This is a genomic window from Mesorhizobium hawassense (assembly GCF_003289945.1).
Classification (GTDB): Bacteria; Pseudomonadota; Alphaproteobacteria; order Rhizobiales; family Rhizobiaceae; genus Mesorhizobium; species Mesorhizobium hawassense.
Window position 1 is genome coordinate 1 of the sequence record NZ_QMBP01000027.1, and the last position, 22,412, is coordinate 22,412.

Here is a 22,412-nt window from a genome sequence, read left to right on the forward strand (position 1 = left end):
GAAGAGCGTGTCGTTGCCCGCGACAATACCGTCGCCTTCGCGCGGCTCAGATTGCAACTGCCGCAAAGCCCGATCCGACACCACTTCGTCAAAGCCACCGTCAAGGTCAGGCAATACACTGACGGAACACTCGCAATCTTCCACGGACCGCGCCGCATTGCCACATACACCTCAGATGGCGCACCAATCCTGGACGGATGCTCAATCGGCAGAGCTGCGTGAACCGCTTCGACGCAAAACTGAAGCGGACAAATGACGTGCTACCAAACCGGACAACTTGATTAGCTACCGACAGGGGAGGCGGCTTCTGGTCAAGGCGGCCTGTTTGCGGGATAATTAGACGGCTGCATGCGCCTCGGGCGCCTGGTTCCCGGAGCGCCGCGGCGGCGGAGCCCGAGGCGATGAACTGGCCTTATCTCAGACGCGGCGACATTGCGGGCATCGTCCTCATGGCGCTGATGTGCGCCGTGATCGCCTTCTTGCTGCTGGCCCTGCCGCCGCGCGATCACAATTTCGGCTTCGGCCCCGAATGGCAATGCGCGCGCATGGACGACGGCGACCCGATCTGCGTCAGGCTGGTCGACAAGGACGCGGCGAAGTGACTTCGTGATGTCTCGGCCAGTTCGACGGGACGTGCTCCCCCAAATGCTGTATGAAACGGCAATGACTGATCCAAGGATACTGGTTCTTGGTGCTGGCGGCATCGGCGGCTATTTCGGCGGCCGCCTCGCCGAAGCGGGAGCCGATGTCACCTTTCTCGTGCGAGAGGGACGTCGGAGGGTCCTTGATGAGCGCGGCCTGCGGATCGAAAGCCAATTTGGAAATGCCGATCTGGACGCCAGGACCATCCTGGCTTCGGATGTCGAGAACGGCTACGACGCCATCATTCTGACCTGCAAGGCCTATGATCTCGACGATGCCATCAGGACGATCGCGCCGGCGCTCGCATCATCCGGCTTCGTTTTGCCGCTGCTCAATGGCGTGGCGCATATCGATATCCTGAACGAGGCTTTCGGCCGGAACCGCGTACTCGGCGGATCGGCCAGGATACAGGTCGCCCTGACGGACGAGGGTGTCGTCCGGCAACTCAATGACTGGCGCTCGATCACATTCGGCGAGCAATCGGGAGAGATGTCCGATCGCGTTGGGGTCTTGAAAGCCCTGTTCGACAAGACGCGCGGCGTCGAGGTTCATGCCGTCGCCGATATCATGCAGCGGATGTGGGAAAAGCTGGTCCACCTTGCGACCGCCGCCGCCATGACCTGCCTGATGCGGGCCAATGTCGGCGAGATCGTGCGGACCCCTGACGGCGAGAAGATATTTCTCGGCCTGCTGGACACCATGGGCCATATCGCCGCCGCCCAGGGTTTTCGCCCGAGCAAAGAGTTCATCGAAACGTATCGCAAGACGTTCGCACAGCGCGACTCCCTCTATACGACGTCCATGCTGCGCGATGTCGAGCGGCGCGGTCGAACCGAGGCGGACCACATCATCGGCTTCATGCTGCAGAAGGCACGGGGCGCTGGTGTGGATGCGCAAACGCTCTTGCTCGCATACACGCACCTCAAAGCCTACGAGCAGAGGCTGGCAGCCGGCCGCTTTGCATAGCTTCACAGTCGGCGCGGTCTGTGCATTGAGGCCTTGGCGCGCGTCGGGAAATTCCCGCCGTTACCGAAACCGCGCGACCGCCTCGATCAGCCCCCTGGTATCGACGGGCTTCGACAGTCTCGGCGTATCCTGAAACTGATCGGGAAAGACCGTTGCGCTGTCATAGCCGGTGAGGAAAACAAAAGGGACGTCGCGGGCGGCCAGATGCTCGGCCAGCGGAAAGCTCCGCTCGCCATTCAGATTGACGTCCAGCACCGCCCCGTCCAGGTCGACGCCGTCGATCTCCTCCAAGGCCTGTCCGACGGAGGATGCAGGCCCGACGACATCGCACCCTGCCTCGGTCAGTTCGTCGGATAGATCGAGCGCAACGAGAAAAGTATCCTCGACGACGAGGACGCGAAGGCCGGACAATGGGGTGCTCTTGTTCATTCTTTGCCTGGCAGCAGGCCGAAGGCTTCCGTTCGCGGCAAGGGGATATCAAGCGTGCATTCCAAGCCGGAGGGTCTGAAGTCCAAAACGACAGTTCCGCCCAACTCGTACTCTAAACTCTGCTGGATGAAAGTCGTTCCAAAACTTCTGCGCGATGGCTCCTTCACGGCTGGACCGCCGGTCTCCTTCCAGACGATCGACAATATGCCCGGTTTCACGACATCCCAGGAGACTTCGACGCGGCCGTTTTCCACGGAAAGCGCTCCATATTTGACGGCGTTGCTGGCAAGCTCGAAGAGCACCATGCCAAGCGTTGCCGCCGTGGCTGCCTCGAGTTGGAACGGCCGGCCGTGGACAACAACGGCCTGGCGTTCCGCGCTGCTGTAGGAAGAAAACGTCGCCAGCAGCAGCTGCTCGAGGTCGGCATCGCCCCAGTTGTAGGACGACAGCACCTCGTGCGTCCGCGCCATCGCGTGCAATCGCTCCTGGAACGAGGTCGAGAATTCGCCGATCGAACCTGACGAGCGGATCATGCGCGAGGCCAGCGCGGTGATCGTGGCGAGGATGTTCTTCACGCGGTGCTGCAACTCGTGCAGCAGCCTTTCCTTGCTGCGCTCGGCTTCCTTGTGGCTCGATATGTCGACCAGGGTCGCGATAGCGCCACGAACCTTGCCGGATTCATCGAACAGCGGATTTGCCGATATCGCAACGTCGACGCTGCTGCCGTCCGCCCGCGCGATTCTCGCCTCATAGGCGCGGATCGGCTTGCCCGTTCGCATCGCTTGCTGCAGGGGTTGGTCCTCGGTTTGCACCGCGGCGCCGTTCGACATCAGCGATAGGGCGGCCGACGCCAGCTTGCCATCCGTGGCGTCCCCGCCGGCGAGTTCCACGGCGCGGCGGTTGGCGCGGATGGTACCATTGGCTTGTTCGGCGATGATGATGCCCACCGGCACCAGGTCGAGCAGTGTCTCCAGGCTCTCGACGCGGTTGCGCAGATCGTGCGAAAGCGTGCCGATCCTTTCTTCCGCCTGCGCGATCTTGGTGACGTCGACAAAGGTGACGACCACGCCGGCAATGACATTTTCCACCGTCCGATAGGGCAGCACTCGCATAATGTAGCGCATGCCGTTGTCGACGCCCCCGATCTGCCGCTCGATCGTGCCGAGCCTGTGCAGCACCTGCTCCATATCGGTCTGCAGACCGTCGGCGGGAAAGCGCGGGCGCACATGCGCGAGCGGCCGGCCGACATCGCTTTCGACCAGTCTGAACAGGTCGCGCGCCGTTGGCGTGAAGCTCTTGATGCAGAGGTCCCGATCGAGGAAGACGGTCGCGATTTGCGTGCTTTCGAGCAGGTTCGCCATGTCGTTGTTGGCGCGGCTGAGCTCATCGACGCGGATGTTGAGCTCGGCATTGACGGTCTGCAGTTCCTCATTGATCGACTGCAGTTCCTCCTTCGAGGTTTCCAGCTCCTCGTTGGAGGATTGCAGCTCCTCGTTGATCGAGGACAATTCTTCGTTCGAGGACTTCAGCTCTTCATTGGAGGATTCGAGCTCCTCCGTCGTGATCTGCAGCCGCTCCCTGGTTTCCCTCAGCTCCTTTTCGAGCTGGCTGACATTGGCGCTTTCGACGTCGTCCGTGGTGTGGACCGGCTCATCCTCGGCCTCCGGCTTTATGCCGCCGACATCGCGGAAGACCAGCATGTAGAGCGGGTCGGAAGTGCCGTCGGCCGGCAGCGGCTGAACGGCCAGGCTGATCGTCTGACGCCCGCCATTGGTGCCGATGCTGATCTTGTTCTGGACTGCCACCTGTCCGGTGCTGACCGCCTTGTGGAGCGCTGCCCTCAGGTCCATGCGCAGCCCGCGCCTCGCCATGGAAAAGACGTTGTGGTCGGGAGCGCCGGCGGCGAGCTCGAGATATTTTCCCGTGCCCCCCGAGCTGTGCATCACTTCGCCGTCGGCGTTGATGACCACGTAGGCGGGCGCGTAGCGCTCGACGAGGACCCGCTCGGCAACTTCCCGCAGGGTCGCCGCCGGCGCTCCCCGGCGCGCAAGCGCGGGCGCCTGCCTGGCCGTGGCCGCCAGCGGGAATTCCGGCAGCCGCTGCATGGCGGCTCCGCTGCGCTTCTGGAAGATGCGGCTTGCCTTGTCGATGGTCGAGAACAGGCGCATGTGGCGCGTGACATTCTCGGAGGAACCGAGGAACAGGAAGCCGTTGTTGCGCAGCGCATAGTGGAATATCGGGACGATCTTTTCCTGAAGCTCCGGCCCCATATAGATCAAAAGGTTGCGGCAGGCGATCAGGTCGAGCTTGGAGAACGGTGGATCGCGCAACAGATTATGCGTCGAAAACAGGCAGGTTTCCCGCAGATCGGAGGCGACGCGATAGGTGCCGTCCTCGCGCGAGAAGAACTCCTTCAGCCGCTTCGGCGTCACGTCGGTCGCGATCGTCGACGGGTAGCGGCCGGCGCGGGCCACTTCCAGCGCGCGCTCGTCTATGTCGGTGGCAAAGATCTGCAGGTTGGGCGAGGCAGCACCCCGCGGCGCACGCTCCTTGAGCAGCATGGCGATCGAATAGGCTTCCTCGCCGGTGGCGCAGCCCGGCACCCATACCCTGATCGTCTCATCCGGCTTGCGGCTCTCGAAAAGCTTGGGGATGACGAAGCGCTCGAGTCCTTCGAAGGCATGCTGGTCGCGGAAGAAGCTGGTGACGCCGATCAGCAGGTCCTGGAACAGAAGATCCACCTGCTGCGGCTCGTCGCGCAACCGCTCGTAGAAGACGGTCGGGTCGTCGATCTGCAGCACCTGCATGCGGCGCTGGATGCGCCGTAGGATGGTGTTGTCCTTATAGCCGCTGAAATCATGGCCGGTGCGAACGCGAAGCAGTGCCGCGATCCGCGACAACTGCTCGGCCACATCGCGCTTGCGACGGTCGCGCTCGCCTTCAGTGTGGCTGAAGTGGCGGAAGTAACCGACCAGCTTGGCGGCCATTTCCTCCGCCGGAAGCACCATGTCGATCATGCCGCTCTGGACGGCGCTGCGCATCATGCCGTCATACTCGGCGCTTTCTTGCGCAAGCGTCAGGCCGCCGCGCTCCTTGATCGCGCGCAGTCCGATGGTACCGTCGCTGCCCGTTCCGGAAAGGATGATGCCAGCGGCATTCTCGGCTCGCCCCTGCGCCAGCGAGGTGAAGAAATCGTCGATCGGCGTCCGTTTGGCGCGCGTCGTGGCCATCTTGGCGACGCGAAAGCGCCCGTCCTCGATCGTCACGGAGACTCCCGGAGGGGTGACATAGATATTGTTCGGCTCGATTTCCTGGCCTTCCGCGGCGTTTTGCGTGTCGATTGCGGTGCAGCGTTGGATAATGTCCGCGAGCACGCTTTCGTGCTCGGCGTCGAGATGCTGGATCACCACATAGGCAAAGCCGCTGTCAGCCGGAACTTCCGGAAAAAATGTCTGCAGCGCCCCGATGCCGCCGGCCGATGCGCCGATGCCGATGATCGGGAAGGGCAGGGGCTCCTTGGCCGCGGTGCCTCCCTCAGTTCGCGCTTTCCTGACCCTTGCCTTCCGCGCTGACTGAGCCATCGTCTGTTGCCTGTGCCCGCCTGGTCTCGAGAATACGCTCTATGAGAGCCGCATCCGATTCATAGTCCTTGGCTCGCCTGCCTAACTCCGCGGCGAGTTTGGAGCGATCTTTCATCCGCTCCCGCTCCGCCATTCGTCTGGCAAAGGCCGCCCGCTGCTGATGTGAGCGCAGCAGGCTCCATAAGATTTCGTCCTGTTCGATCGCCTGCGCTTCCATCACCGTGTCGCCGGTGAAGGCGTGCCCGGTATGGCACCGATAGCGCAGCATGTCACCGTCTTCGATCTCCCACAGCGGTCCGTGGCATTCCGGACATGTAAACACCGACAGTTCGCCAAGTCGATCTTCATCTTGCATGGTCGAATGCTCCTGCGCGGCGACCGCCGCTTCCAATCTGAGGGTTGGCGGTGCGGCGAAGGTTTCGCCGGCTGGCTCGGCCGCGAGCCTGGCCAGCAAAGGGCCTATCTCCGCCGCGGGCAGACAGTGGTCGACATCGACATAATGCAGCGCGCTTTCCACCATCGCGGGCACCAGCGTATCCCTCGGGTGTTGTACGACCGCCAGTCCGCCGACGGCCTTGACGGCTCTCATGCCGGCCGTGCCGTCGGCAAGTGAACCCGACAGCAGCACGCCGATGACGCAGGCGCCGTAACTCAGTGCTGCCGAGCGGAACAGGGGATCGATGGCGGGCCGGGCAAGGTTTTCACGCGGACCGCGTCGCAACAGCATATGGCCGTCATGAAGGAGAAGGTGGAGGCCGGGCGGCGCCACATAAATGCAACCCGTCCCGAACTCCGCACCGTTCCGGGCAACTCTGGCGTCGAGCCTACCCGCGCGGTCGAGAATCTCAGGCAGATAGCTGACCTGGCCGATATGGACCACGACGAACACGGCCGCCGGCAGATCGGCTGGCAGATCGCTGACGATCTGCTTCAGCGGCTCGATGCCGCCCGCCGACGCGCCGATGACGACGATGTTGTGCTTGTTGGAATGCTTTGATCGACCTGTGGAAGTATCCATTCTGCGAACGAACCTCCAACGGAAGCGATTTCCTTGGCATCGAGCGCTCTGGTGCCAGCGACCCGGCCGGTCAGTTAACCGTGCAAAGCTCGCAATGTTCCACTGCCGCTAGCGGATGCCGACGCTGTCCTTCGCCGCGAGGAAGGCATCGGCACCTCACGCGCGGCACCCCTGTCGCTTCTGGCGACCTCTGTTTCAAGCGGGAAGATTGGCCGCTTACGCCGCCGCAGCGACCTGCCGGCCGATCCCGCCATGCAGGTCGAGGCAGCGCTCGAACCAGCGGGCGATGCCGTCGCTGTCGTCGAGCAATTGGAAAGGCGATGCGATGCGGCCCCATTGCAGCGCGCCGAACACGATGTAATCGGCAAACAGCGGCGTCTCGCCGCCGATGAAGGGCTGGTAGGTCAGCGTCGAGCGCAGCGGCTCCATCGCGGCGCGGAAGGCCGAGAGCCCGGCATCGCGGTTGGCCACCACATCTTCCAGCCGCTTGCCGTATCGCTGCTCGCGGCTTTCGCGGAAATAGGCGGCGTTCGGCTCGTCCTGCATGGCATGCAGACCGGTCAGCGCCACCGTCGCGATATAGGGATGGATGGTGAACTGCGACCAGCGCTCGATGAAGCGCGCCGTCGCCTTGCCGCCTTCGCCGCCAAACAGCGTCGGCCGATCCGGATAGGCTTCGTCGAGATAGAGCGCGATGGCGAAGGAATCGACCACGACGCGGTTCCCGTCGCGGATCACCGGCACCGTCTTCGACGCGCCGCCCTCGACTTCGGGCACCTCCAGGAAGCGCGTCGGCACCTTGGTGGCGGCGAGGCCCTTGTGCGCCAAGGCCATCTTGGCCTTCCAGCAATGCGGGCTGAATGGGCGTGCGGCGTCGTGGCCGACGAGGTCGTAGAGCAGAATGGTCATTGGCGGGTCCGTTGCTGCGGGTTACGAAGGGCCCGGATTCGGGTTTAGCCGGGTGGGAAGAATGAAGCAGCATTTCATGATGTTTGCGGCCTACAATCAATGGGCCAACGGCCGTCTCTACGATGCCGCCGCCGATCTGAGCGATGAGGAATTCGGTCGCGACGTCGGCGCCGTCTTCGGCTCGATGCTCGGTACCCTCAACCATCTGCTTGCCGTCGACCGCGTCTGGATGAAGCGCTTCACCGGCGAGGGCGACGCGCCTTCCAACACCGCCGCTATCCTCCACCGCGCTTTGTCCGTCCTGCGGCAGGCACGCGAGGCGGAGGACAGGAGGATTGCCGATTGGGTCGGCGGCATGAGCGACAAGGCGCTCGCCGGCCGCTTCTCCTACATGACGCTGACCGATATGCGCACCGTCTCGCAGCGGGTGGCGCCGGCGCTCAGCCACTTCTTCAACCACCAGACCCATCATCGCGGCCAGGCGCATATGTGCCTCACCGTGCTCGGCCGGCCCTCGGTGCCGCTCGACCTGGTGCTGTTCCAGCGCTCGGAGGAAGGCCGCGCCTACGCCTGAGGGGTCGCTCCGGGGACCCTCGCATTTCTGGCGCGGGTTCATGCGACTGGCGCTCGTTGCGAGAAGTGTTTCCTGGTTGCTCTGCTTATTTAAATATCGACGAAAAGTCGAAAATCTATTTAACAATTCGGTATATCAATAGAAACTAAAAAATATTCTTGCAAATTCATGTTTGAAACTGAGGAATGGCTTTCAGCGTAGATATGTATGCGCATAGCGTTAACAAGAGAACGCAATGCTCGTGTGATGCAGTGCAGCATATACTATCTAAGGAGGAAAGTATCATGCCAAGTATCATTCGAAAGTTGCATAGAGTCCTTACTTGCGGAGCGATTGTCGCTATTTTGGCGGTTCCAGGAAATGCTGCCAGTCTTGGGCTGGGTGGTCTCGGCGGCGTATCGGTCGGCGGTAATGGAGCCAGCGCCAACGCTGGCGGCGCGAGCGGCGCCGATGCGGACGCCTCGTTTGGCGGAAGCAGCACCAGCGCGACGGCTTCCATCGGCGGAACCAGCGGTGCCAACGGTGCCGTTTCGCTTGGTGGCGACCAGGCAGCGGATACGGCGGTGTCCCTGGGCGGGACCGACACCGGAGCCACGGCCTCTATCGGCACCAGCGGCGCCAATGTCGGTATTGGGACGCTTGGTGCTTCCGCCGGTGTTGGTGCCGGCATACCAAGCACTTCGGGAGTTCCGGTTACCCCCGGCACTTCGGTCACTACCGGGCCCAAGCCTTCGGCCGCTCTTGCCCAGATGACGGGCAACAAGCTGATGCGCATGAAGAAACGCTGCGTCGATGTGCTTTCCAGCGAAGGAACCTATGATGCCGATCTGAGAGCGCTCTGCCTGATGATTTCGCGTCGCTGATGCATGGCCGCAAGGCAACGTCTCGGCGGACGGACCAACTGTGGGGTTCCGCGGCATTCTCCTACGTGTCGCCGGCCGGGCCGGCGGCACGCTGACGAGAGCCTCCGGCCGGTCGGAAAGCCCGCCACATCCGTGGTGGGCTTTCCGGTTGTCTGCCACGTAGGCGGGCACTGAAGGAGAATTAACCAAGTTTACCGAACTGGCGCGTATATTAGCAGTTCGTTTGCCTTCCTCGCGGCAAGATGGCCTGACGCAACGGGAGCAAAGGCATGCGCATCGATTTGTCCCCGACGAGTTGGGGCAGGGTGGTGGTGGTTACCGCCGCCGGCACCGCCTTTTTCATCGCCGCTGCCTTCTTCGTCGATTCCTTCAATTTCCCCTCACTGACGCCGCAGGCGCTGCTTTGGGCGCAACTGACGGATCTTTTCCTGCCGCTTATCCTTGGCGGCTCTTTCCTGTTCTTCCTGATGTGGAAGATGCGCCAACTGGCGATCGCCCAGAAGGAGCTCAGCGTCATTGCCGCGACCGACAGCCTGACGGCGGTCTTCAACCGTGGCGCCTTCTCGATGCTGGTCGAGGCCTATCTCGACCAGGCGCGCGGTCAGGCCGTGGCCGATGCCGGCGCGCTGCTGATCGTCGACGCCGACCACTTCAAGTCGATCAATGATCGCCTCGGCCATGCTTGCGGCGACCAGGCGCTCCGGTTGATCGCAGCGACGATCAAGGGGCAGCTGCACGGCGCCGACATAGTCGGGCGCATCGGCGGCGAGGAGTTCGCTGTCTTCTTGCCTGGCGCCGACGCCGCGCGCTCCTTCCTGGTCGCCGAATCCATCCGGCGTCGCATCCGCGAGGCCGAATTTGCGCCCGGCGGTCGGCCTTGCCCGCTTTCGGTGAGCATCGGCGGCATCGCCTTCAGCGGGCCGACCACCTACCAGGACATGTTCCAGGTCGCCGACCGCCATCTTTACAAGGCCAAGTCCAATGGCCGCGATCAGGTGAGCCTCGAGAACCCGCGTGCCGTCTTTGCCGGTGACGCCGCTGGCACCGTGCACTAAGCGGTCGAAAAAGTCTCACCGGATTTTCGTGGCATGCGGGTGCAGCGCATGCCCAGGCCATCAACGGTCCGTTCATCCTTTGGCGGCTAGTGTCGGCGGCTGACCTCAGCCGATCCGCGAGCGACCGTGTTCGATCTTATCGACTTCAAGGCGGTGCTGGTCATCGCCCTCATCTTCATTCCGCTGGAGCAGCTCCTGCCGCTGCATGCCGAGCAGTCGGCGACGCGCCGGCATTGGCTGAACGACGTTTTCTATCTGCTGTTCAACGGCATCGTCATCAAGCTCGGCATGTTGCTGGTGGTCGGCGCGGCAATGTTCGTGGTGCAGCGTTTCGTTCCCGAAGCGCTCACCGCCGCTGTTCAGTCGCAACCTTTGTGGCTGCAGGCGGTCGAGGCGCTGCTCGTCGCCGACATCGGCTTTTACCTTGCCCATCGCGCTTTCCACGCGGTGCCGTTCCTGTGGCGCTTTCACGCCATCCACCACTCGATCGAGGAGATGGACTGGCTGGCCGCCCACCGCGTCCATCCGGTCGACCAGATCCTGACCAAGTCGGCATCGTTCCTGCCGCTGTTCGCGCTGGGTTTTTCCGGCGAGGCGGTGCTCATCTACGTGCTGGTCTATCACTGGCAGTCGGTGTTCATCCACTCCAACACCCGCATCAAGTTCGGGCCGCTGAGATGGCTGATCGCCTCGCCGCAGTTCCATCACTGGCACCACGCCAACGAACGCCAGGCCTTCGACAAGAACTTCGCCGCGCAACTGCCTATTCTCGACCTGATCGCCGGCACCTTGTTCATGCCGCGGCGCATGCCGGAAAAATACGGTGTCGACGAGCCGGTGCCGCAGCTCTACCACCAGCAGCTCGTCTATCCCTTCGTTGCGGCGGCCGAGCCATCCGCGCCGATCGCCGAAGCCGCGCCGGCAGCCGCCAAGCCGGAGTGACGGCACGAAAAAGCCCGCCTTCGAAGGCGGGCTTTCCCGGGAGGATGATCTGTTGCCGTAAGATCAGGCGGGAAAGCCGCCATACCCGCGCGCCACGGGCTTGACCGAGATGACCGGCTGGTCCGAAGGCCACAGCACGCCGGCCGTCGCCGCGAAGGTGATCAGCGCATCGCGCGCCGCCTCGGCCGGGATGTCTCCGCTCCGCGCGGCCTCGCAGGCCTTCACCGCAGCGCCACAACTGAGGCGCCGGCGCGACGGCGGGAACTCGGTCAGGAAGTCATGCATCTCGAACAGCGAGGCGATCATGCGCTTGTGGCCGGCGCCGACGCTGAGGGCGACCGGGGTGAAGAACATCCTGTCGTGCATTAGGGCCTCTTGGGTTGGGCGGGGGCTTTGCGGATGGTGGGACGCCCAATAACGCGGTTTGCCGCCGCGGGTTCCACAAGCGTGGGTTTGAAAAGGCAATGTTGTGTGTCTAGTCGGTCCCTGCGTCGACGCGCTGCACGAGGTAGTCTGTCGAAATCGCGCCGGAGCCGTTTCCCCTGGTGACGCGCACCATGGCGACCCGATTGCCCGGAGCGACGCCCGTCACAGGCTGGCATTTGCCGATCATTCCCGTGCCTTCGAGGCGAACGGGGAGGGCGGCGATGCACTGGTCCATGCCGGCATAGATGGCTGGCCGCGTGTCCACCATATGGCAGCCCTGCATCTGCGCGCCGCAGGAAAGCAGGATCATAGCCACAGTTGCCGGTTCCATCGTCGCGACCCGTTTCAAGCAATCTCAGCAAAAAGATCTCAAGCAGACCTTGGAGACCTACCGCTTTCGAACAACGCCGATCCTGACCTTTGGTTGCCGCTGAGCCTATTTCCACATGCCGCGCATGCGGGCGCCGAGGTCGACCTTGACGCCAGGCCGCTGGCGCGGGTCGTCCTTGAGCGCCGCGCTCGCCCAGGACGATTGCTCGAAGGCGGCAAGCATCGAAGCCGGGATGAAGCGGGTGCGCGAGGCATAGACGTGGCGGTCGCCGCGCGCCGGCTGGTTGTGCGGATAAAAGCGCTGCGGCACGATGAGATGCAGGCTGTCCTTGGCCCTGGTCATCGCCACATAGAGCAGCCGGCGCTCCTCCTCGATGTCCTCCTTGGTGCCGACGCCGAGATCGGCGGGGATGCAGCCGTCGACGGTGTTGAGCACGAAAACGTTCTTCCACTCCTGGCCCTTGGCCGAATGGATGGTCGACAGGATGAGATAGTCCTCGTCGCGATGCGGCGGCCCGGCCTGGTCGCTGGTGGCGTCGGGCGGGTCGAGCGTCAGCTCGGTCAGGAACCGCTCGCGCGACGGATAGGTCGAGGCGATCTGTTCGAGCTGGATGAGATCGGCCCGGCGTGTGATCGCATCCTCGTGGATGCGTTCCAGATGCGGCTCGTACCAGAGCCTTATCCGTTCGAGATCGGCCGGCCATTTGGGGCCGGCGCGTAAGCCGCTATAGATGTCGAGGAACACCGGCCAGTCCTGCGCGGCGCGCTGCGGCGGCCGGAAGCGAGCCAGCCCCAGTGTCTCGTCCAGCGACGTCGCCATGGCGTCGACGATCTGCGAGGCGGCGGACGGTCCGATGCCGGGCATCAGCTGCAGCACGCGAAAACCGGCGACGCGGTCGCGCGGATTCTCGGCGAAGCGCAGCATCGCCAGCATGTCCTTGACATGCGCGGCATCGAGGAATTTCAGGCCGCCGAATTTGACGAAGGGGATGTTGCGGCGCGTCAGCTCCACCTCCAGCGGTCCGCTGTGGCTCGAGGTGCGGAACAGCACCGCCTGCGCCTTCAGCGCCGTGCCGGCCTCGCGTTCGGCCAGGATCGCCTGGCAGACGTAATTGGCCTGCTCGGCCTCGTCGCGCACGCTGACCAGTTGCGGCTTGTGCGAGGACCGGCGCTCGGTCCAAAGATTCTTGGTGAAGCGCTCGCTGGCCTCGCCGATCACCTTGTTGGCGGCAGCCAGGATCGTCTCGGTCGAGCGGTAGTTGCGCTCCAGCATGACGACCTCGGCGCCCAGCGCGAACTGCTTCGGGAAATCGAGGATGTTGCGCACTTCCGCGGCGCGGAAGGAATAGATCGACTGCGCGTCGTCGCCCACCACGGTCAAGCCCGCGCCATCCGGCTTCAGCGCCAGCAGGATCGAGGCCTGCAGCCGGTTGGTGTCCTGGTATTCGTCGACCAGCACATGGTCGAAGCGGCTGCCGAGATGCGCCGCGATCTCCGGCTCGGCCGCCATCTGCGCCCAGTAGAGCAAAAGGTCGTCGTAATCGAGCACGTTCTGCGCCTGCTTGGCTTCCACGTAAGCCGCGAACAGCTCCTTGAGCTGGTCCGCCCAGGCCGCGCACCAGGGGAAGGCGGAGCCCAGCACTTCGCCCAGCGGCGCCTGCGCGTTCACCGCCCGCGAGTAGATCTGCAGGCAGGTGCCTTTGGTCGGAAAGCGGCTCTCGGTCTTGGAAAATCCCAGCTCGTGGCGGGCGAGGTTCATCAGGTCGGCCGAATCCTCGCGGTCATGGATGGTGAAGGCGGCGTCGAGGCCGATCTGCTCGGCATAGTCGCGCAGGAGCCTCGCGCCGATGCCGTGAAACGTGCCGGCCCAGGCGAGCGCGTCGGCAATGATGGCCGCGTCGCGCCCGAGCACCTCGCCGGCAATGCGCTCGACGCGCCTGGCCATCTCGCCCGCCGCGCGGCGCGAGAACGTCATCAGCAGAATGCGGCGCGGATCGGCGCCCTTGACGATGAGATGCGCGACGCGATGCGCCAGCGTGTTGGTCTTGCCGGAACCTGCGCCGGCGATCACCAGCAGCGGTGCCGCCGCCTTGCCGTCGCCATGCACCACGGCCAGCCGCTGCTCGTCATTCAGCCGGGCAAGATAGGCGGGCGCCTCGAAGGACGAATCACGAGCGGCGATGTTCATCGCCCATCAAGCATCGTTTCCGCTTTGTTCGCAATAATTTCCTCGCCCCGCGAGAGCGGGGAGAGGTGGCCGCGAAGCGGCCGGAGAGGGGACTGCGCCGGCGTACCAAATACCTTTGTCCTGCAATGCGGTCGGTGGCTTGCCTAAGTCGCCTCAGTTTCGGGTCGGCCGCGCCGGCGGACTAATGCCGGCATTGGCAAGGCGGCGCGCAAGTCTGTCTATCCATTCGCCCTGTTGAAACTGCAATGCTTCCCAATGCGGCCAACCTGGCGCGGCTTCGATCAGGTGCAAAATGGTCCAGTTCAGGCCATATGCAGTATCGCCGTCCGCCGGCAGCAATGACACAAGCTCCCGCACGTCGTCCTCCGATAGCGGCAACACCAGAGCAGACAGGAGCTTCTCGATCGCTTCGAACTGCTGCTGATCGAGGTTTTCCACCAAGCTCGGCGTAATGGCGCGTATCGCCCTGATTGCGTCTTGCGTCATAACCGCAATTAGGCACGAGGCGGGGGACCCGAGCAACTACCGCCTCGGCTCCACCCCCATCGCCGCCGATTGCCGCCGCAGCGCGCGTCTCTCGTCGCCGGGCATGTCCAGCGGCGCGACGTCTCCCGGCACCTCGTCGATGATCCTCACGGCGACGCGATAAGCGGTGTAAGCGAACAGACCTGTAAGCAGCAGGCGTATCATGATCGTTTCCTCGTTCGGTTCGGTGGTTTCAACCGAACGCCGGCCGGTTGGTTCCCCGCGCCGCGCAACCAAATTGCCCGCGCCCCGTTGCCTTTCACGAGGAAGGGGCGAACGAGCGGAGGTCGTCCATGATGAAGCTTCCTGTGCTGCTGGCTGTTGCGGCAGGGCTCTCGCTCGCCGCCTGCGACAACAGCGTGCAGCCCACCAAGGCGCCGGGCAACGAAGTCAACCAGAGCCCGCAGGTCGACAAGAACCCGGTGCCGCAATCGAGCACCGGCGGCGATCAGCAAGGAACGCCCCCGAAGCAATAGGGGCAAGGTGAGCTCGGTCAGCGGGAGCGTTGGGCTTAACGAAGAAGGCCGGCGCTGCTTGGGAGGAAGCTCGATAGCGCCGGCCAAGCGGGAAAATCAGGCCCGCCGCAAGAAGAACCATAGCTGAGTCTGGTCGTTGGGTCAGCGGGATAGCTCGTGAAGTCTCTGGATTTCTGCCAAACGCCGCCCAGAATGGAGGCTATTGTGTGAAATCTACAACAATGATCCTGGGCGATACCCAGCCTCGTCACAGCCGCCCACTTGTTAGTGACCGTCCGTGACCCTGTTTTATCAAGCCAGCGCCGAGCGCCTCACCGGCACGTCGGCGATCTCCATGTCCAGCTGGCGCTGCGTCAGCGCCGCTTCGGCCATGATCCACTGTTTGAACAGCTCCACCTTGCGGGCGCCGAGCGCTTTGAGCGGGCCGACGAAATACCAGCCGGCCGTGTTGGGGTGGTGGACCGCGAAGGGGGCCACCAGCCGTTCGGCGCGGATGTCGCTGGCCATATAGGCGCGGTTGGCGACGGCGAAGCCCATGCCGGCATTGGCCGCTTCGTAGGACATCATGCAGGAATCGAAATAGACGCTCCTGGTCTCGCCCAGCACGAAGCTCGCGCCGGCAAAGCCAAGCCACGACTGCCAGTTCTGGGTGCAGGTGTCGGAGTGCAGTAGCGTGAAATAGCGCAGGTCGTCCGGCGTCACCTTCGACAGCGGCTTGTCGCCTAGCACGTCGTGGAACAGCTTGCGGCTGCACACCGGCGTCAGGTCTTCCTTGAACAGCAATTCCGAGGTGAGACCGGGGAAATTGCCGTCGCCATAGCGTATCTCGAGGTCATATTCCGAGGTCGCGAATTCATGCGTGGCGTAGGAGGTCGACACCCGCATCTCGATGTCGGGATATTGCCGCTGGAAGGACGACATTCGCGGAAACAGCCAGCGCGCCGCGAAGGTCGGCAAAACGCAGATCCGCAGCACATGCGCCTGCGACTGGCCTGTTGCCTCCATGCTGGCCGCCACGATCCGCTCCAATGCCTCGCGCACGCGCGCCACGTAGGTCTCGCCCTCCGGCGTCAGCGACACCGCATTGCCGCCGCGCTCGAAGATCTTGAAGCGCAGCTGATCCTCCAGGCTCTTCACCCGCTGGCTGACGGCGGAAGCGGTGATAAACTGCTCTTCGCCGGCGCGCGTGAAATTCCTGTGCCTCGCGGCGCTCTCCACGATTTTCAGCGAGTTGAGGTTGACCTGACTGAGCAGACGCACCGGGTTTCGACCTTAAGCTGGGCTTACGCTACCACCAGCATTCCTAAATTTACAGGGGGAGGCGTTTAAATGACTGTTAACCAAGTGTTGCCCCCACCTTGGAGAAGATAGAATGAACGCCAACACAATTCCCGAACTGCGTTGCGCAATGAGTCGCGAGGCCATCATTGGTCATGAGACCGCCTGGAAAGTCTCGACGTTCGGCGTCGCCCAGTATCGTCACGGTTATGACCCGGCTCTGCTTGCCGCCATCGAGGAAGCTGCTCTGAAACTGAAGGCCAGCCATGCCGTGCACAAGCATCTCGACCTCACTTTCATCACCGGCGCCGACCGCTATATTCCGGAGATCAGGGAGCTTTTGCACGACAAGCTGCGTCTGGAACGGCTGTCGGACATGATGGGAACCAAGCTCGAGCCCTATCCGCTGTCGATCGTCGGCTCGACCGTCACCTTCATGAATCCCAGGGACGGCGCGGTCGAATGGCATTGCGATGGCGTTCCGGTGACCGAGCTCATCCCGCTGTCGATCAGCGACCCGCTCATCGGCGGCCATCTGGAAATCTATTGCGACGATTCCGAGACCGGCCGCTCGATCCTCGAATCCGGCCGCGACCTGCCGCGCAACAAGATCATGCGCATCGATCACAAGATGAACTACGCAACGCTCGGCCAGTTCCTCGGCGTGCTTCACCGCACCGCGCCGATCCAGCTCGGCGAGCGAGTCACGTTGGTGCTCAACCAGCGCTCGGCGACCAAGCCCTATGTCGACGACAACCGCATGTTCTACCTCGCCGCCGACAACGACCAGGACCGCGCCTGGGTGAACGAGCTGGCCGAGGATGTGTGGACCAACCAACTGCCCGCCTATCGCCGCCATGCCGAGGAGCATCCGGTGCCGCAGCCGGCGGCGGAGGCGGTTTCCGGCGGGGCAAGGGAGTCGTGGTAATGAGCCATGATCGGGCCGAGCGCCAGCCACCTCCAGTGCCGCTGAGCCTCGTGCCGGAAAGCAAAAGCCGCTCCAGTGCCGCCCCCGGGGCGGCGCTGGCCTTCGCCCTCGGCGCCGTGGCGCTGTGGGCGACCAACGCCCTGGTCGGCAAGACGCTGCTGGCCAGCTATCCGGTGTCGCAAGTGCAGTTCCTGCAATTCTGCGGCGCGGCCCTCGTGTTTGCGCTGATCCGGTTCTTCCCTTCTCCCCTTGTGGGGTCCGAAGGACGGGGCGAGACCCGTGGCTCGCCCCCGGGCGGTGGCCGAGCGAAGCTCGGTCGGATGAGGGGTGCTGGACGGATCGCCGACGCTGGAGTTTCTTCCAACACCCCTCATCCGTCTCGGCGCTTCGCGCCGATCCACCTTCTCCCACAAGGGGAGAAGGGGAATGCCGCGCTCGCCTACGCCGTCGGCTTCCTCGGCCTGGTCGGCACCATGGTGCTGCAATATATCGGGTTCGCGTCGATGCCGGTCATCGAGGCAAACCTCGTCGCCTATACTTGGCCGCTGATGATCGCCGCGGCGGTCATCCTGCTTGGCCGGCCGCGGCGCCCGCTGCTGCTCGGGCTGGCCGCGGCTGTCGGCTTCGTCGGCGTGGCGCTGGTCATTTCCGGCGGCCGCGCGCAGTCCTGGTTCGAAGGCGGCAGCCTCGTAGGCTACCTCGCCGCTTTCGGCTCGGCGCTCTGTATGGCCTTCTACTCGCTCGCCGTCGGCCGTCTTGCCGTGTCGCCGGAGCGCCTGCTCTTGCCCTCGGCGCTGATCGGCGTGGCGCTCACCTTCGCCTGGTGCCTGCATGACGGCGTCGTGCACCCGACCGGCGCGCACCTTCTGCTTGGCCTCTATCTCGGCGCCGGACCGATGGGGTTCGGCTACTATTTCTGGTCACGCGCCGCGAAGCTCGATGACGGCGGCCGGATAGCGGTCGTCGCCTATCTGACGCCGATCGCGTCCACGTTTCTGCTGACGCTCTCGGGCGAAAGCCTGTCGATGATGGCGGTTGCCGGCGCCGTCCTCGTCATCGGCAGCTGCCTCGCGGTCGGCATCGAAGGTACGGAGATCATGGACGATGTACAAAATGGCCGTTGACGAGGACGAACGCCGCGCCAGACAGGAGGCGCACTGGCTGGTCAGGGAGTTTGGCGCGGAGGCGCCGCTCTATGCGGCCATGAAGGCGGAAAGGGCCATCGAGCAGAAGGATTTCGGCCGCTGCGCGCGCTGGAAACGCGTGCTGGAAATCCTGGCCGACAGGCCTGCGGCGGATATCAGGAGCGGCGCCGCCGCCGAATGAGCGATTTGCCATGGCGTCGCCGAATCACGCATGGTCGATTATCCGGTCGCGGATTATCGTCTCGATGCCGGAACTTGGCCTGAACTTCGATTTTTCAGCAACTTCCGCGATAAATCGAAGTGCTATAGCGCTTTTTACGCGTCCAGGCGAGCTGCCTGTTCTATAAAGCGTTTGTTATTGCTATTAGAATTCCTAACTTGCGCGTTCGCGGTCCGCATAGAAACATCGCCCTGTATTGAGTCTGGTAGCTTTACTGACTATGGACGGTCCGTTGGGGGACAGGTCCAATTCGATACACCGACGAAAATCTTAAAAAGAGCTGGCGATTTGACGACCAGCAGAAGGTGAAAAAAATTGTCCAACATCGACGACAAGACTGCAATCGAGCTGACCGCCGACATTGTCTCGGCCTATGTCGGCAACAATCCGCTCCCGGCCTCCGGCCTGCCTGATCTGATCGCCAGCGTTAGCGCATCGGTGCGCAAGCTCGCCGGCGGCAGCGTGGTCAAGGAGGCGGTGGCGCTGACGCCCGCCGTCAATCCGAAGCGCTCTGTCTTCCCCGATCACATCGTCTGCCTGGAGGACGGAAAGAAGTTCAAGTCGTTGAAGCGCCACCTCTCGACCGACCATGGCCTGACGCCGGACGAATACCGCTCCAAATGGGGCCTGCCTGCCGACTATCCGATGGTGGCGCCGAGCTATTCGGCCACTCGCTCGGCGCTGGCCAAATCGTCCGGCCTCGGTCGCAAGCCGGCCGCCGGCGATGCGGGCAAAGGCAAGCGCAAGGCCAAGACCTGAGGCATGCTGCCAGCAGCGGATGATGTCGCGCCAACACCATGGCGCGACCATCTGGCTGCCCTCGGCGCGCTGCGCCGGGGAGTACGCCCAGTCCTCGGTGGACGCGGCTGGCGGCGTCAAGGCGCGGCGTATTCTGTTTTCGAGGGGCAGGCCGTCCGGCGACCTGCTTGCCGCGCTCGACCGGTTCGAGCGCGCCATCGTCGAATGTGACGCTCCGCCAGCCATCGAGACACACAGGCTGAACTGCCTCGCCGTTCCGCACCGCCTTACGGCAGGCGGTCAGCCGCGGGCCTGAGGCGGCTTCGCCTGCCGGGCGCGCTTGGGATCCTGTTCGTCCGCCAGGCTCTCCGCCTCGACAGCCGTCATTTCAAGAAGATAGGCGAGCATCTGGTAGCGCGTGCGCGAGAGCATTTTCGCCAGCTTGCGCGTGATCTCCGCGACATATCTCAGCGTGCGTTGATCGTTGACCGCCGCGCCCATCGTGAGCTCCTGACATGTCGAGGGCCAAGTTGCTTGGTCCCAAGTTATCGTTGGCGCCCACTCACGACTCACGGCGCCTCTGCAAGCTCGCAGGTTTATGAGAAAAACTGAAATCAATTTTTGATAAGCATCACGCTCTGCCCGATAGACATGATGCCCTTTTTCGGTGGCATCGTCACTTGCTGCATCAATATTGACCACAAGGCGAACTTGCGGTTGTCTTGCCGTGCCGGGTTCGTATTTCGCGTGGGAATGTTGATCGCCGAAGGTGGTAGGCTGGTGGCGAGCGCCGCTTAGTCCTGGCTGGAACAACAAGGTCGGCGAATTTCGCGCGTAGCCTTCACGCGGGGCGGGCGTGCTTCCGCGCCAGCCTTCTCAGTCGGTCACAGAAGACGCTCGAGATATTTTTCCGGAATCTATTTGGATCAACAAGTGCTCAGGCGCCAGCCTGCCCGCACCAAATGGAGTGAGCGGCTGCGCCTGCGTGTCACTTAGGGACAGTGCGGCGGGAGCAACCGCGGCCGTTCCGTCCTCGAACAGCACCACCTGCGTCGCCAGCGCTGCTGTCGTGGCGACCTGGAAGAAGATGAAGGCGAGGGCGAAATGCCGGATCACGGGTCGCACAACGCTCCGGCAGGCAACTGGTTCCAGCCCATCGGACTTTTTTTGCCGATGATGTGAGCGCGCGCGCCGCGCCTCATCCAGGCCCTGGCTCTTGCGGAGCGCCGACGTCCCGTGCAAAAGCCCGCTCATGCTTATCATCAACGACCTTTCGCTGCGCATGGCGGGGCGGCTGCTCCTCGATCATGCCTCGCTGACCTTGCCGGCCGGCACGAAAGCCGGTCTCGTCGGCCGCAACGGCACCGGCAAGACGACCCTGTTCAAGGCGATCACCGGAGATTTCCCTTCGGAGACCGGCTCGATCAGCCTGCCTAAAAACACCCGCATCGGCCAGGTGGCGCAGGAAGCGCCCGGCACCGAGGAGCCGCTGATCGAGATCGTGCTCAAGGCCGATGTCGAGCGCGCAGCGCTGCTCGAGGAGGAAAAGACCGCCACCGACGCGCATCGCATCGCCGAGATCCACACAAGGCTGGCCGATATCGACGCGCATTCCGCCGAGTCCCGCGCCGCCACCATCCTCGCCGGCCTCGGCTTCGACGATGCCGCGCAGCGGCGGCCGGCCTCGTCCTTCTCCGGCGGCTGGCGCATGCGCGTGGCCTTGGCCGCCGTGCTGTTCTCCGAGCCGGACCTTTTGCTGCTCGACGAGCCGACCAACTATCTCGACCTCGAAGGCACGCTGTGGCTGGAGAACTATGTCTCCAAATATCCGCATACGGTTCTGCTGATCTCGCACGACCGCGACCTGCTCAACCGCGCCGTCAACTCGATCGTTCATCTCGACCAGAAGAAGCTGACCTTCTGGCGCGGCGGCTACGACCAGTTCGAGCGGCAGCTCACCGAGCAGCGCGAGCTGCAGGAAAAGAGCCGCGTCAAGCAGGAAGCGCAGCGCAAGCATATGGCGTCGTTCGTAGAGCGCTTCCGCGCCAAGGCTTCCAAGGCCAGGCAGGCGCAGTCGCGCCTGAAGGCGCTGGAGAAGCTGAAGCCGATTGCCGCCGTGGTCAACGACACGGTTCGGCCTTTCTCTTTCCCCGAGCCGGTGAAGACGGTGGCCTCGCCGATCGTGGCGCTGAACGGCGTCAATGTCGGCTACACCGAGGGCAGCCCGATCCTGAAGAAGATGACGCTGCGCATCGATGCCGACGACCGCATCGCGCTGCTCGGCGCCAACGGCAACGGCAAGTCGACCTTCGCCAAATTGCTCGCCGGCCGGCTGAAGGCCGAGACCGGCTCGATGACCATCGCGCCGGGGCTGAAGGTGGCGATCTTCGCCCAGCACCAGCTCGACGACCTTCGCCCCGAGGAAAGCGCTTACGAGCATGTGCGCCGGCTGATGCCGGACGCGCCGGAAGCCAAGGTGCGCGCCCGCGTCGCCCAGTTCGGCCTGTCGACCGAGAAGATGAACACCGCGGCGAAGGACCTGTCTGGTGGCGAGAAGGCGCGGCTGCTGATGGGCCTGTCCGCCTTCGAGGGACCGAACCTCTTCATCCTCGACGAGCCGACCAACCACCTCGACATCGACAGCCGTGAATCGCTGATCCATGCGCTCAACGATTTTCCCGGCGCGGTCATCCTGATCTCGCACGACCGGCATCTGCTCGAAGCGACCGCCGACCGGCTGTGGCTGGTCAAGGACGGCGCGGTCAATCCCTATGACGGCGACCTCGAGGACTATAAAACCCTGGTCACCGGCGTCTCCTCCAACCGGCGCGAGCAGAAGGAAGCCGACAAGGCCTCCAAGGCCGACCGCCGCCGCGAGGCCGCGCAGCGCCGCGCCGCGCTGGAGCCGCTGGCCAAGGAAATCCGCGCCACCGAGGCGCTGATGGACCGCATGCGCAAGCGCATCGACCTCATCGAGGACGAGCTCGCCAACCCGGCGATCTACGAAAAGGACCCTTCGACCGCGACACGACTGGCCAAGGAGCGTTCGCAGCTTGCGCACACGCTGGCGCAAAACGAGGACAAGTGGCTGACGATGTCGGCGGAGTATGAGGAAGGGATCGCAGACTGATGGGCTGATCTCCCCACAAGGGGAGATCGGCTAATTTTCTCTGGCCCTA

At 63.6% G+C, this 22,412-nt stretch carries 25 protein-coding genes; 13 read left to right on the forward strand and 12 right to left on the reverse strand.

Annotated features, from left to right (window positions below; genetic code table 11):
• Positions 1-401: 401 nt before the first annotated feature.
• Both DPM33_RS32580 and DPM33_RS32585 read left to right on the forward strand, forming a co-directional pair.
• On the forward strand, positions 402-602 hold the full coding sequence (locus tag DPM33_RS32580; protein ID WP_112101472.1) for a hypothetical protein: 201 nt from the start codon (positions 402-404) through the stop codon (positions 600-602).
• Positions 603-663: 61 nt separating this feature from the next.
• Positions 664-1,608, forward strand: coding sequence for a ketopantoate reductase family protein (locus DPM33_RS32585; RefSeq protein ID WP_112101473.1), 945 nt, complete (start codon positions 664-666; stop codon positions 1,606-1,608).
• A gap of 60 nt (positions 1,609-1,668) precedes the next feature.
• Here the strand turns inward: DPM33_RS32585 and DPM33_RS32590 are convergent, their stop codons facing one another.
• From DPM33_RS32590 to DPM33_RS32605, 4 genes are all read right to left on the reverse strand, one after another.
• Positions 1,669-2,037 (reverse strand): response regulator, encoded by a 369-nt coding sequence (locus DPM33_RS32590; RefSeq protein ID WP_112101474.1) that lies wholly within the window; start codon positions 2,035-2,037, stop codon positions 1,669-1,671.
• Positions 2,034-5,618: a CheR family methyltransferase gene (locus tag DPM33_RS32595; RefSeq protein WP_112101475.1), complete on the reverse strand. Its 3,585-nt coding sequence runs from the start codon at positions 5,616-5,618 to the stop codon at positions 2,034-2,036. The genes DPM33_RS32590 and DPM33_RS32595 overlap by 4 nt, the downstream gene beginning before the upstream one ends.
• Entirely contained in the window at positions 5,572-6,636 is a 1,065-nt protein-coding gene (locus DPM33_RS32600) for a chemotaxis protein CheB (protein WP_112101476.1), read from the reverse strand. The genes DPM33_RS32595 and DPM33_RS32600 overlap by 47 nt, the downstream gene beginning before the upstream one ends.
• A gap of 216 nt (positions 6,637-6,852) precedes the next feature.
• Complete coding sequence (locus DPM33_RS32605) at positions 6,853-7,545, reverse strand: glutathione S-transferase family protein (RefSeq protein WP_112101477.1); 693 nt, start codon at positions 7,543-7,545, stop codon at positions 6,853-6,855.
• A 61-nt stretch (positions 7,546-7,606) separates the two neighbouring features.
• Here DPM33_RS32605 and DPM33_RS32610 point away from each other — a divergent pair, with 61 nt between their 5' ends.
• The 4 genes from DPM33_RS32610 to DPM33_RS32625 all read left to right on the forward strand — a co-directional run bounded on the left by DPM33_RS32610 (position 7,607) and on the right by DPM33_RS32625 (position 10,979).
• Positions 7,607-8,119, forward strand: a complete 513-nt coding sequence (locus DPM33_RS32610) for a DinB family protein (RefSeq protein WP_112101478.1) — start codon at positions 7,607-7,609, stop codon at positions 8,117-8,119.
• A gap of 185 nt (positions 8,120-8,304) precedes the next feature.
• On the forward strand, positions 8,305-8,982 hold the full coding sequence (locus DPM33_RS32615) for a TrbL/VirB6 family protein (RefSeq protein ID WP_146770362.1): 678 nt from the start codon (positions 8,305-8,307) through the stop codon (positions 8,980-8,982).
• Between the two features lie 269 nt (positions 8,983-9,251).
• Entirely contained in the window at positions 9,252-10,037 is a 786-nt protein-coding gene (locus tag DPM33_RS32620; RefSeq protein ID WP_112101480.1) for a GGDEF domain-containing protein, read from the forward strand.
• A 126-nt stretch (positions 10,038-10,163) separates the two neighbouring features.
• A complete protein-coding gene (locus DPM33_RS32625; protein WP_112101481.1) occupies positions 10,164-10,979 on the forward strand; it encodes a sterol desaturase family protein in 816 nt (271 codons plus the stop codon).
• Positions 10,980-11,042: 63 nt separating this feature from the next.
• Here the strand turns inward: DPM33_RS32625 and DPM33_RS32630 are convergent, their stop codons facing one another.
• From DPM33_RS32630 to DPM33_RS36480, 5 genes are all read right to left on the reverse strand, one after another.
• Positions 11,043-11,345 (reverse strand): DUF982 domain-containing protein, encoded by a 303-nt coding sequence (locus tag DPM33_RS32630; RefSeq protein ID WP_112101482.1) that lies wholly within the window; start codon positions 11,343-11,345, stop codon positions 11,043-11,045.
• A 109-nt stretch (positions 11,346-11,454) separates the two neighbouring features.
• Positions 11,455-11,736 carry a hypothetical protein gene (locus tag DPM33_RS32635; protein WP_146770363.1) on the reverse strand — a complete coding sequence of 94 codons (282 nt, stop codon included), beginning with the start codon at positions 11,734-11,736 and terminating at the stop codon, positions 11,455-11,457.
• A gap of 105 nt (positions 11,737-11,841) precedes the next feature.
• A complete protein-coding gene (locus DPM33_RS32640; protein WP_112101484.1) occupies positions 11,842-13,923 on the reverse strand; it encodes an ATP-dependent helicase in 2,082 nt (693 codons plus the stop codon).
• Positions 13,924-14,076: 153 nt separating this feature from the next.
• On the reverse strand, positions 14,077-14,409 hold the full coding sequence (locus DPM33_RS32645; RefSeq protein WP_146770364.1) for a hypothetical protein: 333 nt from the start codon (positions 14,407-14,409) through the stop codon (positions 14,077-14,079).
• A gap of 36 nt (positions 14,410-14,445) precedes the next feature.
• On the reverse strand, positions 14,446-14,613 hold the full coding sequence (locus DPM33_RS36480; RefSeq protein ID WP_167449291.1) for a hypothetical protein: 168 nt from the start codon (positions 14,611-14,613) through the stop codon (positions 14,446-14,448).
• A gap of 128 nt (positions 14,614-14,741) precedes the next feature.
• Between DPM33_RS36480 and DPM33_RS32655 the strand changes: the two genes are divergently transcribed.
• Positions 14,742-14,924, forward strand: coding sequence for a hypothetical protein (locus tag DPM33_RS32655; RefSeq protein WP_112101487.1), 183 nt, complete (start codon positions 14,742-14,744; stop codon positions 14,922-14,924).
• 291 nt (positions 14,925-15,215) lie between these two features.
• Here DPM33_RS32655 and DPM33_RS32660 read toward each other — a convergent pair whose 3' ends face one another.
• Positions 15,216-16,184 carry a LysR substrate-binding domain-containing protein gene (locus DPM33_RS32660; protein WP_112101488.1) on the reverse strand — a complete coding sequence of 323 codons (969 nt, stop codon included), beginning with the start codon at positions 16,182-16,184 and terminating at the stop codon, positions 15,216-15,218.
• 112 nt (positions 16,185-16,296) lie between these two features.
• Between DPM33_RS32660 and DPM33_RS36485 the strand changes: the two genes are divergently transcribed.
• The 5 genes from DPM33_RS36485 to DPM33_RS32695 all read left to right on the forward strand — a co-directional run bounded on the left by DPM33_RS36485 (position 16,297) and on the right by DPM33_RS32695 (position 19,549).
• Complete coding sequence (locus DPM33_RS36485; RefSeq protein WP_167449292.1) at positions 16,297-17,130, forward strand: hypothetical protein; 834 nt, start codon at positions 16,297-16,299, stop codon at positions 17,128-17,130.
• A complete protein-coding gene (locus DPM33_RS37210) occupies positions 17,130-18,254 on the forward strand; it encodes a DMT family transporter (protein WP_245442596.1) in 1,125 nt (374 codons plus the stop codon). The genes DPM33_RS36485 and DPM33_RS37210 overlap by 1 nt, the downstream gene beginning before the upstream one ends.
• The gene (locus DPM33_RS32685; RefSeq protein ID WP_112101489.1) at positions 18,244-18,456 is read left to right on the forward strand and encodes a hypothetical protein; all 213 of its coding nucleotides are present in this window, start codon (positions 18,244-18,246) and stop codon (positions 18,454-18,456) included. The genes DPM33_RS37210 and DPM33_RS32685 overlap by 11 nt, the downstream gene beginning before the upstream one ends.
• Positions 18,457-18,810: 354 nt before the next feature.
• The gene (locus DPM33_RS32690) at positions 18,811-19,254 is read left to right on the forward strand and encodes a Ros/MucR family transcriptional regulator (RefSeq protein ID WP_112101490.1); all 444 of its coding nucleotides are present in this window, start codon (positions 18,811-18,813) and stop codon (positions 19,252-19,254) included.
• 22 nt (positions 19,255-19,276) lie between these two features.
• Positions 19,277-19,549 (forward strand): hypothetical protein, encoded by a 273-nt coding sequence (locus tag DPM33_RS32695; RefSeq protein ID WP_146770365.1) that lies wholly within the window; start codon positions 19,277-19,279, stop codon positions 19,547-19,549.
• On the opposite strand, the gene DPM33_RS32700 is transcribed toward DPM33_RS32695, so the two are convergent.
• Entirely contained in the window at positions 19,534-19,734 is a 201-nt protein-coding gene (locus tag DPM33_RS32700) for a hypothetical protein (RefSeq protein ID WP_112101492.1), read from the reverse strand. The two genes, DPM33_RS32695 and DPM33_RS32700, sit on opposite strands and share 16 nt — an antisense overlap.
• Before the next feature lie 375 nt (positions 19,735-20,109).
• Complete coding sequence (locus DPM33_RS32705; protein WP_112101493.1) at positions 20,110-20,487, reverse strand: hypothetical protein; 378 nt, start codon at positions 20,485-20,487, stop codon at positions 20,110-20,112.
• Between DPM33_RS32705 and DPM33_RS32710 the strand changes: the two genes are divergently transcribed.
• Positions 20,486-22,363 (forward strand): ABC-F family ATP-binding cassette domain-containing protein, encoded by a 1,878-nt coding sequence (locus DPM33_RS32710; protein WP_112101494.1) that lies wholly within the window; start codon positions 20,486-20,488, stop codon positions 22,361-22,363. The genes DPM33_RS32705 and DPM33_RS32710 overlap by 2 nt on opposite strands.
• Positions 22,364-22,412 lie beyond the last annotated feature (49 nt).

What these genes read in the sequence shown, in the direction of transcription:
- DPM33_RS32695 (WP_146770365.1), top strand. Translation starts at nt 19,277, where the DNA reads ATGTCGCGCCAACACCATGGCGCGACCATCTGGCTGCCCTCGGCGCGC.
- DPM33_RS32600 (WP_112101476.1), bottom strand. Translation starts at nt 6,636, where the DNA reads ATGGATACTTCCACAGGTCGATCAAAGCATTCCAACAAGCACAACATC.
- DPM33_RS32615 (WP_146770362.1), top strand. Translation starts at nt 8,305, where the DNA reads ATGGCTTTCAGCGTAGATATGTATGCGCATAGCGTTAACAAGAGAACG.
- DPM33_RS32610 (WP_112101478.1), top strand. Translation starts at nt 7,607, where the DNA reads ATGAAGCAGCATTTCATGATGTTTGCGGCCTACAATCAATGGGCCAAC.
- DPM33_RS32605 (WP_112101477.1), bottom strand. Translation starts at nt 7,545, where the DNA reads ATGACCATTCTGCTCTACGACCTCGTCGGCCACGACGCCGCACGCCCA.
- DPM33_RS32645 (WP_146770364.1), bottom strand. Translation starts at nt 14,409, where the DNA reads ATGACGCAAGACGCAATCAGGGCGATACGCGCCATTACGCCGAGCTTG.
- DPM33_RS32620 (WP_112101480.1), top strand. Translation starts at nt 9,252, where the DNA reads ATGCGCATCGATTTGTCCCCGACGAGTTGGGGCAGGGTGGTGGTGGTT.
- DPM33_RS32685 (WP_112101489.1), top strand. Translation starts at nt 18,244, where the DNA reads ATGGCCGTTGACGAGGACGAACGCCGCGCCAGACAGGAGGCGCACTGG.
- DPM33_RS36485 (WP_167449292.1), top strand. Translation starts at nt 16,297, where the DNA reads ATGAACGCCAACACAATTCCCGAACTGCGTTGCGCAATGAGTCGCGAG.
- DPM33_RS37210 (WP_245442596.1), top strand. Translation starts at nt 17,130, where the DNA reads ATGAGCCATGATCGGGCCGAGCGCCAGCCACCTCCAGTGCCGCTGAGC.
- DPM33_RS32640 (WP_112101484.1), bottom strand. Translation starts at nt 13,923, where the DNA reads ATGAACATCGCCGCTCGTGATTCGTCCTTCGAGGCGCCCGCCTATCTT.
- DPM33_RS36480 (WP_167449291.1), bottom strand. Translation starts at nt 14,613, where the DNA reads ATGATACGCCTGCTGCTTACAGGTCTGTTCGCTTACACCGCTTATCGC.
- DPM33_RS32635 (WP_146770363.1), bottom strand. Translation starts at nt 11,736, where the DNA reads ATGGAACCGGCAACTGTGGCTATGATCCTGCTTTCCTGCGGCGCGCAG.
- DPM33_RS32655 (WP_112101487.1), top strand. Translation starts at nt 14,742, where the DNA reads ATGATGAAGCTTCCTGTGCTGCTGGCTGTTGCGGCAGGGCTCTCGCTC.
- DPM33_RS32595 (WP_112101475.1), bottom strand. Translation starts at nt 5,618, where the DNA reads ATGGCTCAGTCAGCGCGGAAGGCAAGGGTCAGGAAAGCGCGAACTGAG.
- DPM33_RS32590 (WP_112101474.1), bottom strand. Translation starts at nt 2,037, where the DNA reads ATGAACAAGAGCACCCCATTGTCCGGCCTTCGCGTCCTCGTCGTCGAG.
- DPM33_RS32630 (WP_112101482.1), bottom strand. Translation starts at nt 11,345, where the DNA reads ATGCACGACAGGATGTTCTTCACCCCGGTCGCCCTCAGCGTCGGCGCC.
- DPM33_RS32580 (WP_112101472.1), top strand. Translation starts at nt 402, where the DNA reads ATGAACTGGCCTTATCTCAGACGCGGCGACATTGCGGGCATCGTCCTC.
- DPM33_RS32705 (WP_112101493.1), bottom strand. Translation starts at nt 20,487, where the DNA reads ATGAGCGGGCTTTTGCACGGGACGTCGGCGCTCCGCAAGAGCCAGGGC.
- DPM33_RS32585 (WP_112101473.1), top strand. Translation starts at nt 664, where the DNA reads ATGACTGATCCAAGGATACTGGTTCTTGGTGCTGGCGGCATCGGCGGC.
- DPM33_RS32700 (WP_112101492.1), bottom strand. Translation starts at nt 19,734, where the DNA reads ATGGGCGCGGCGGTCAACGATCAACGCACGCTGAGATATGTCGCGGAG.
- DPM33_RS32710 (WP_112101494.1), top strand. Translation starts at nt 20,486, where the DNA reads ATGCTTATCATCAACGACCTTTCGCTGCGCATGGCGGGGCGGCTGCTC.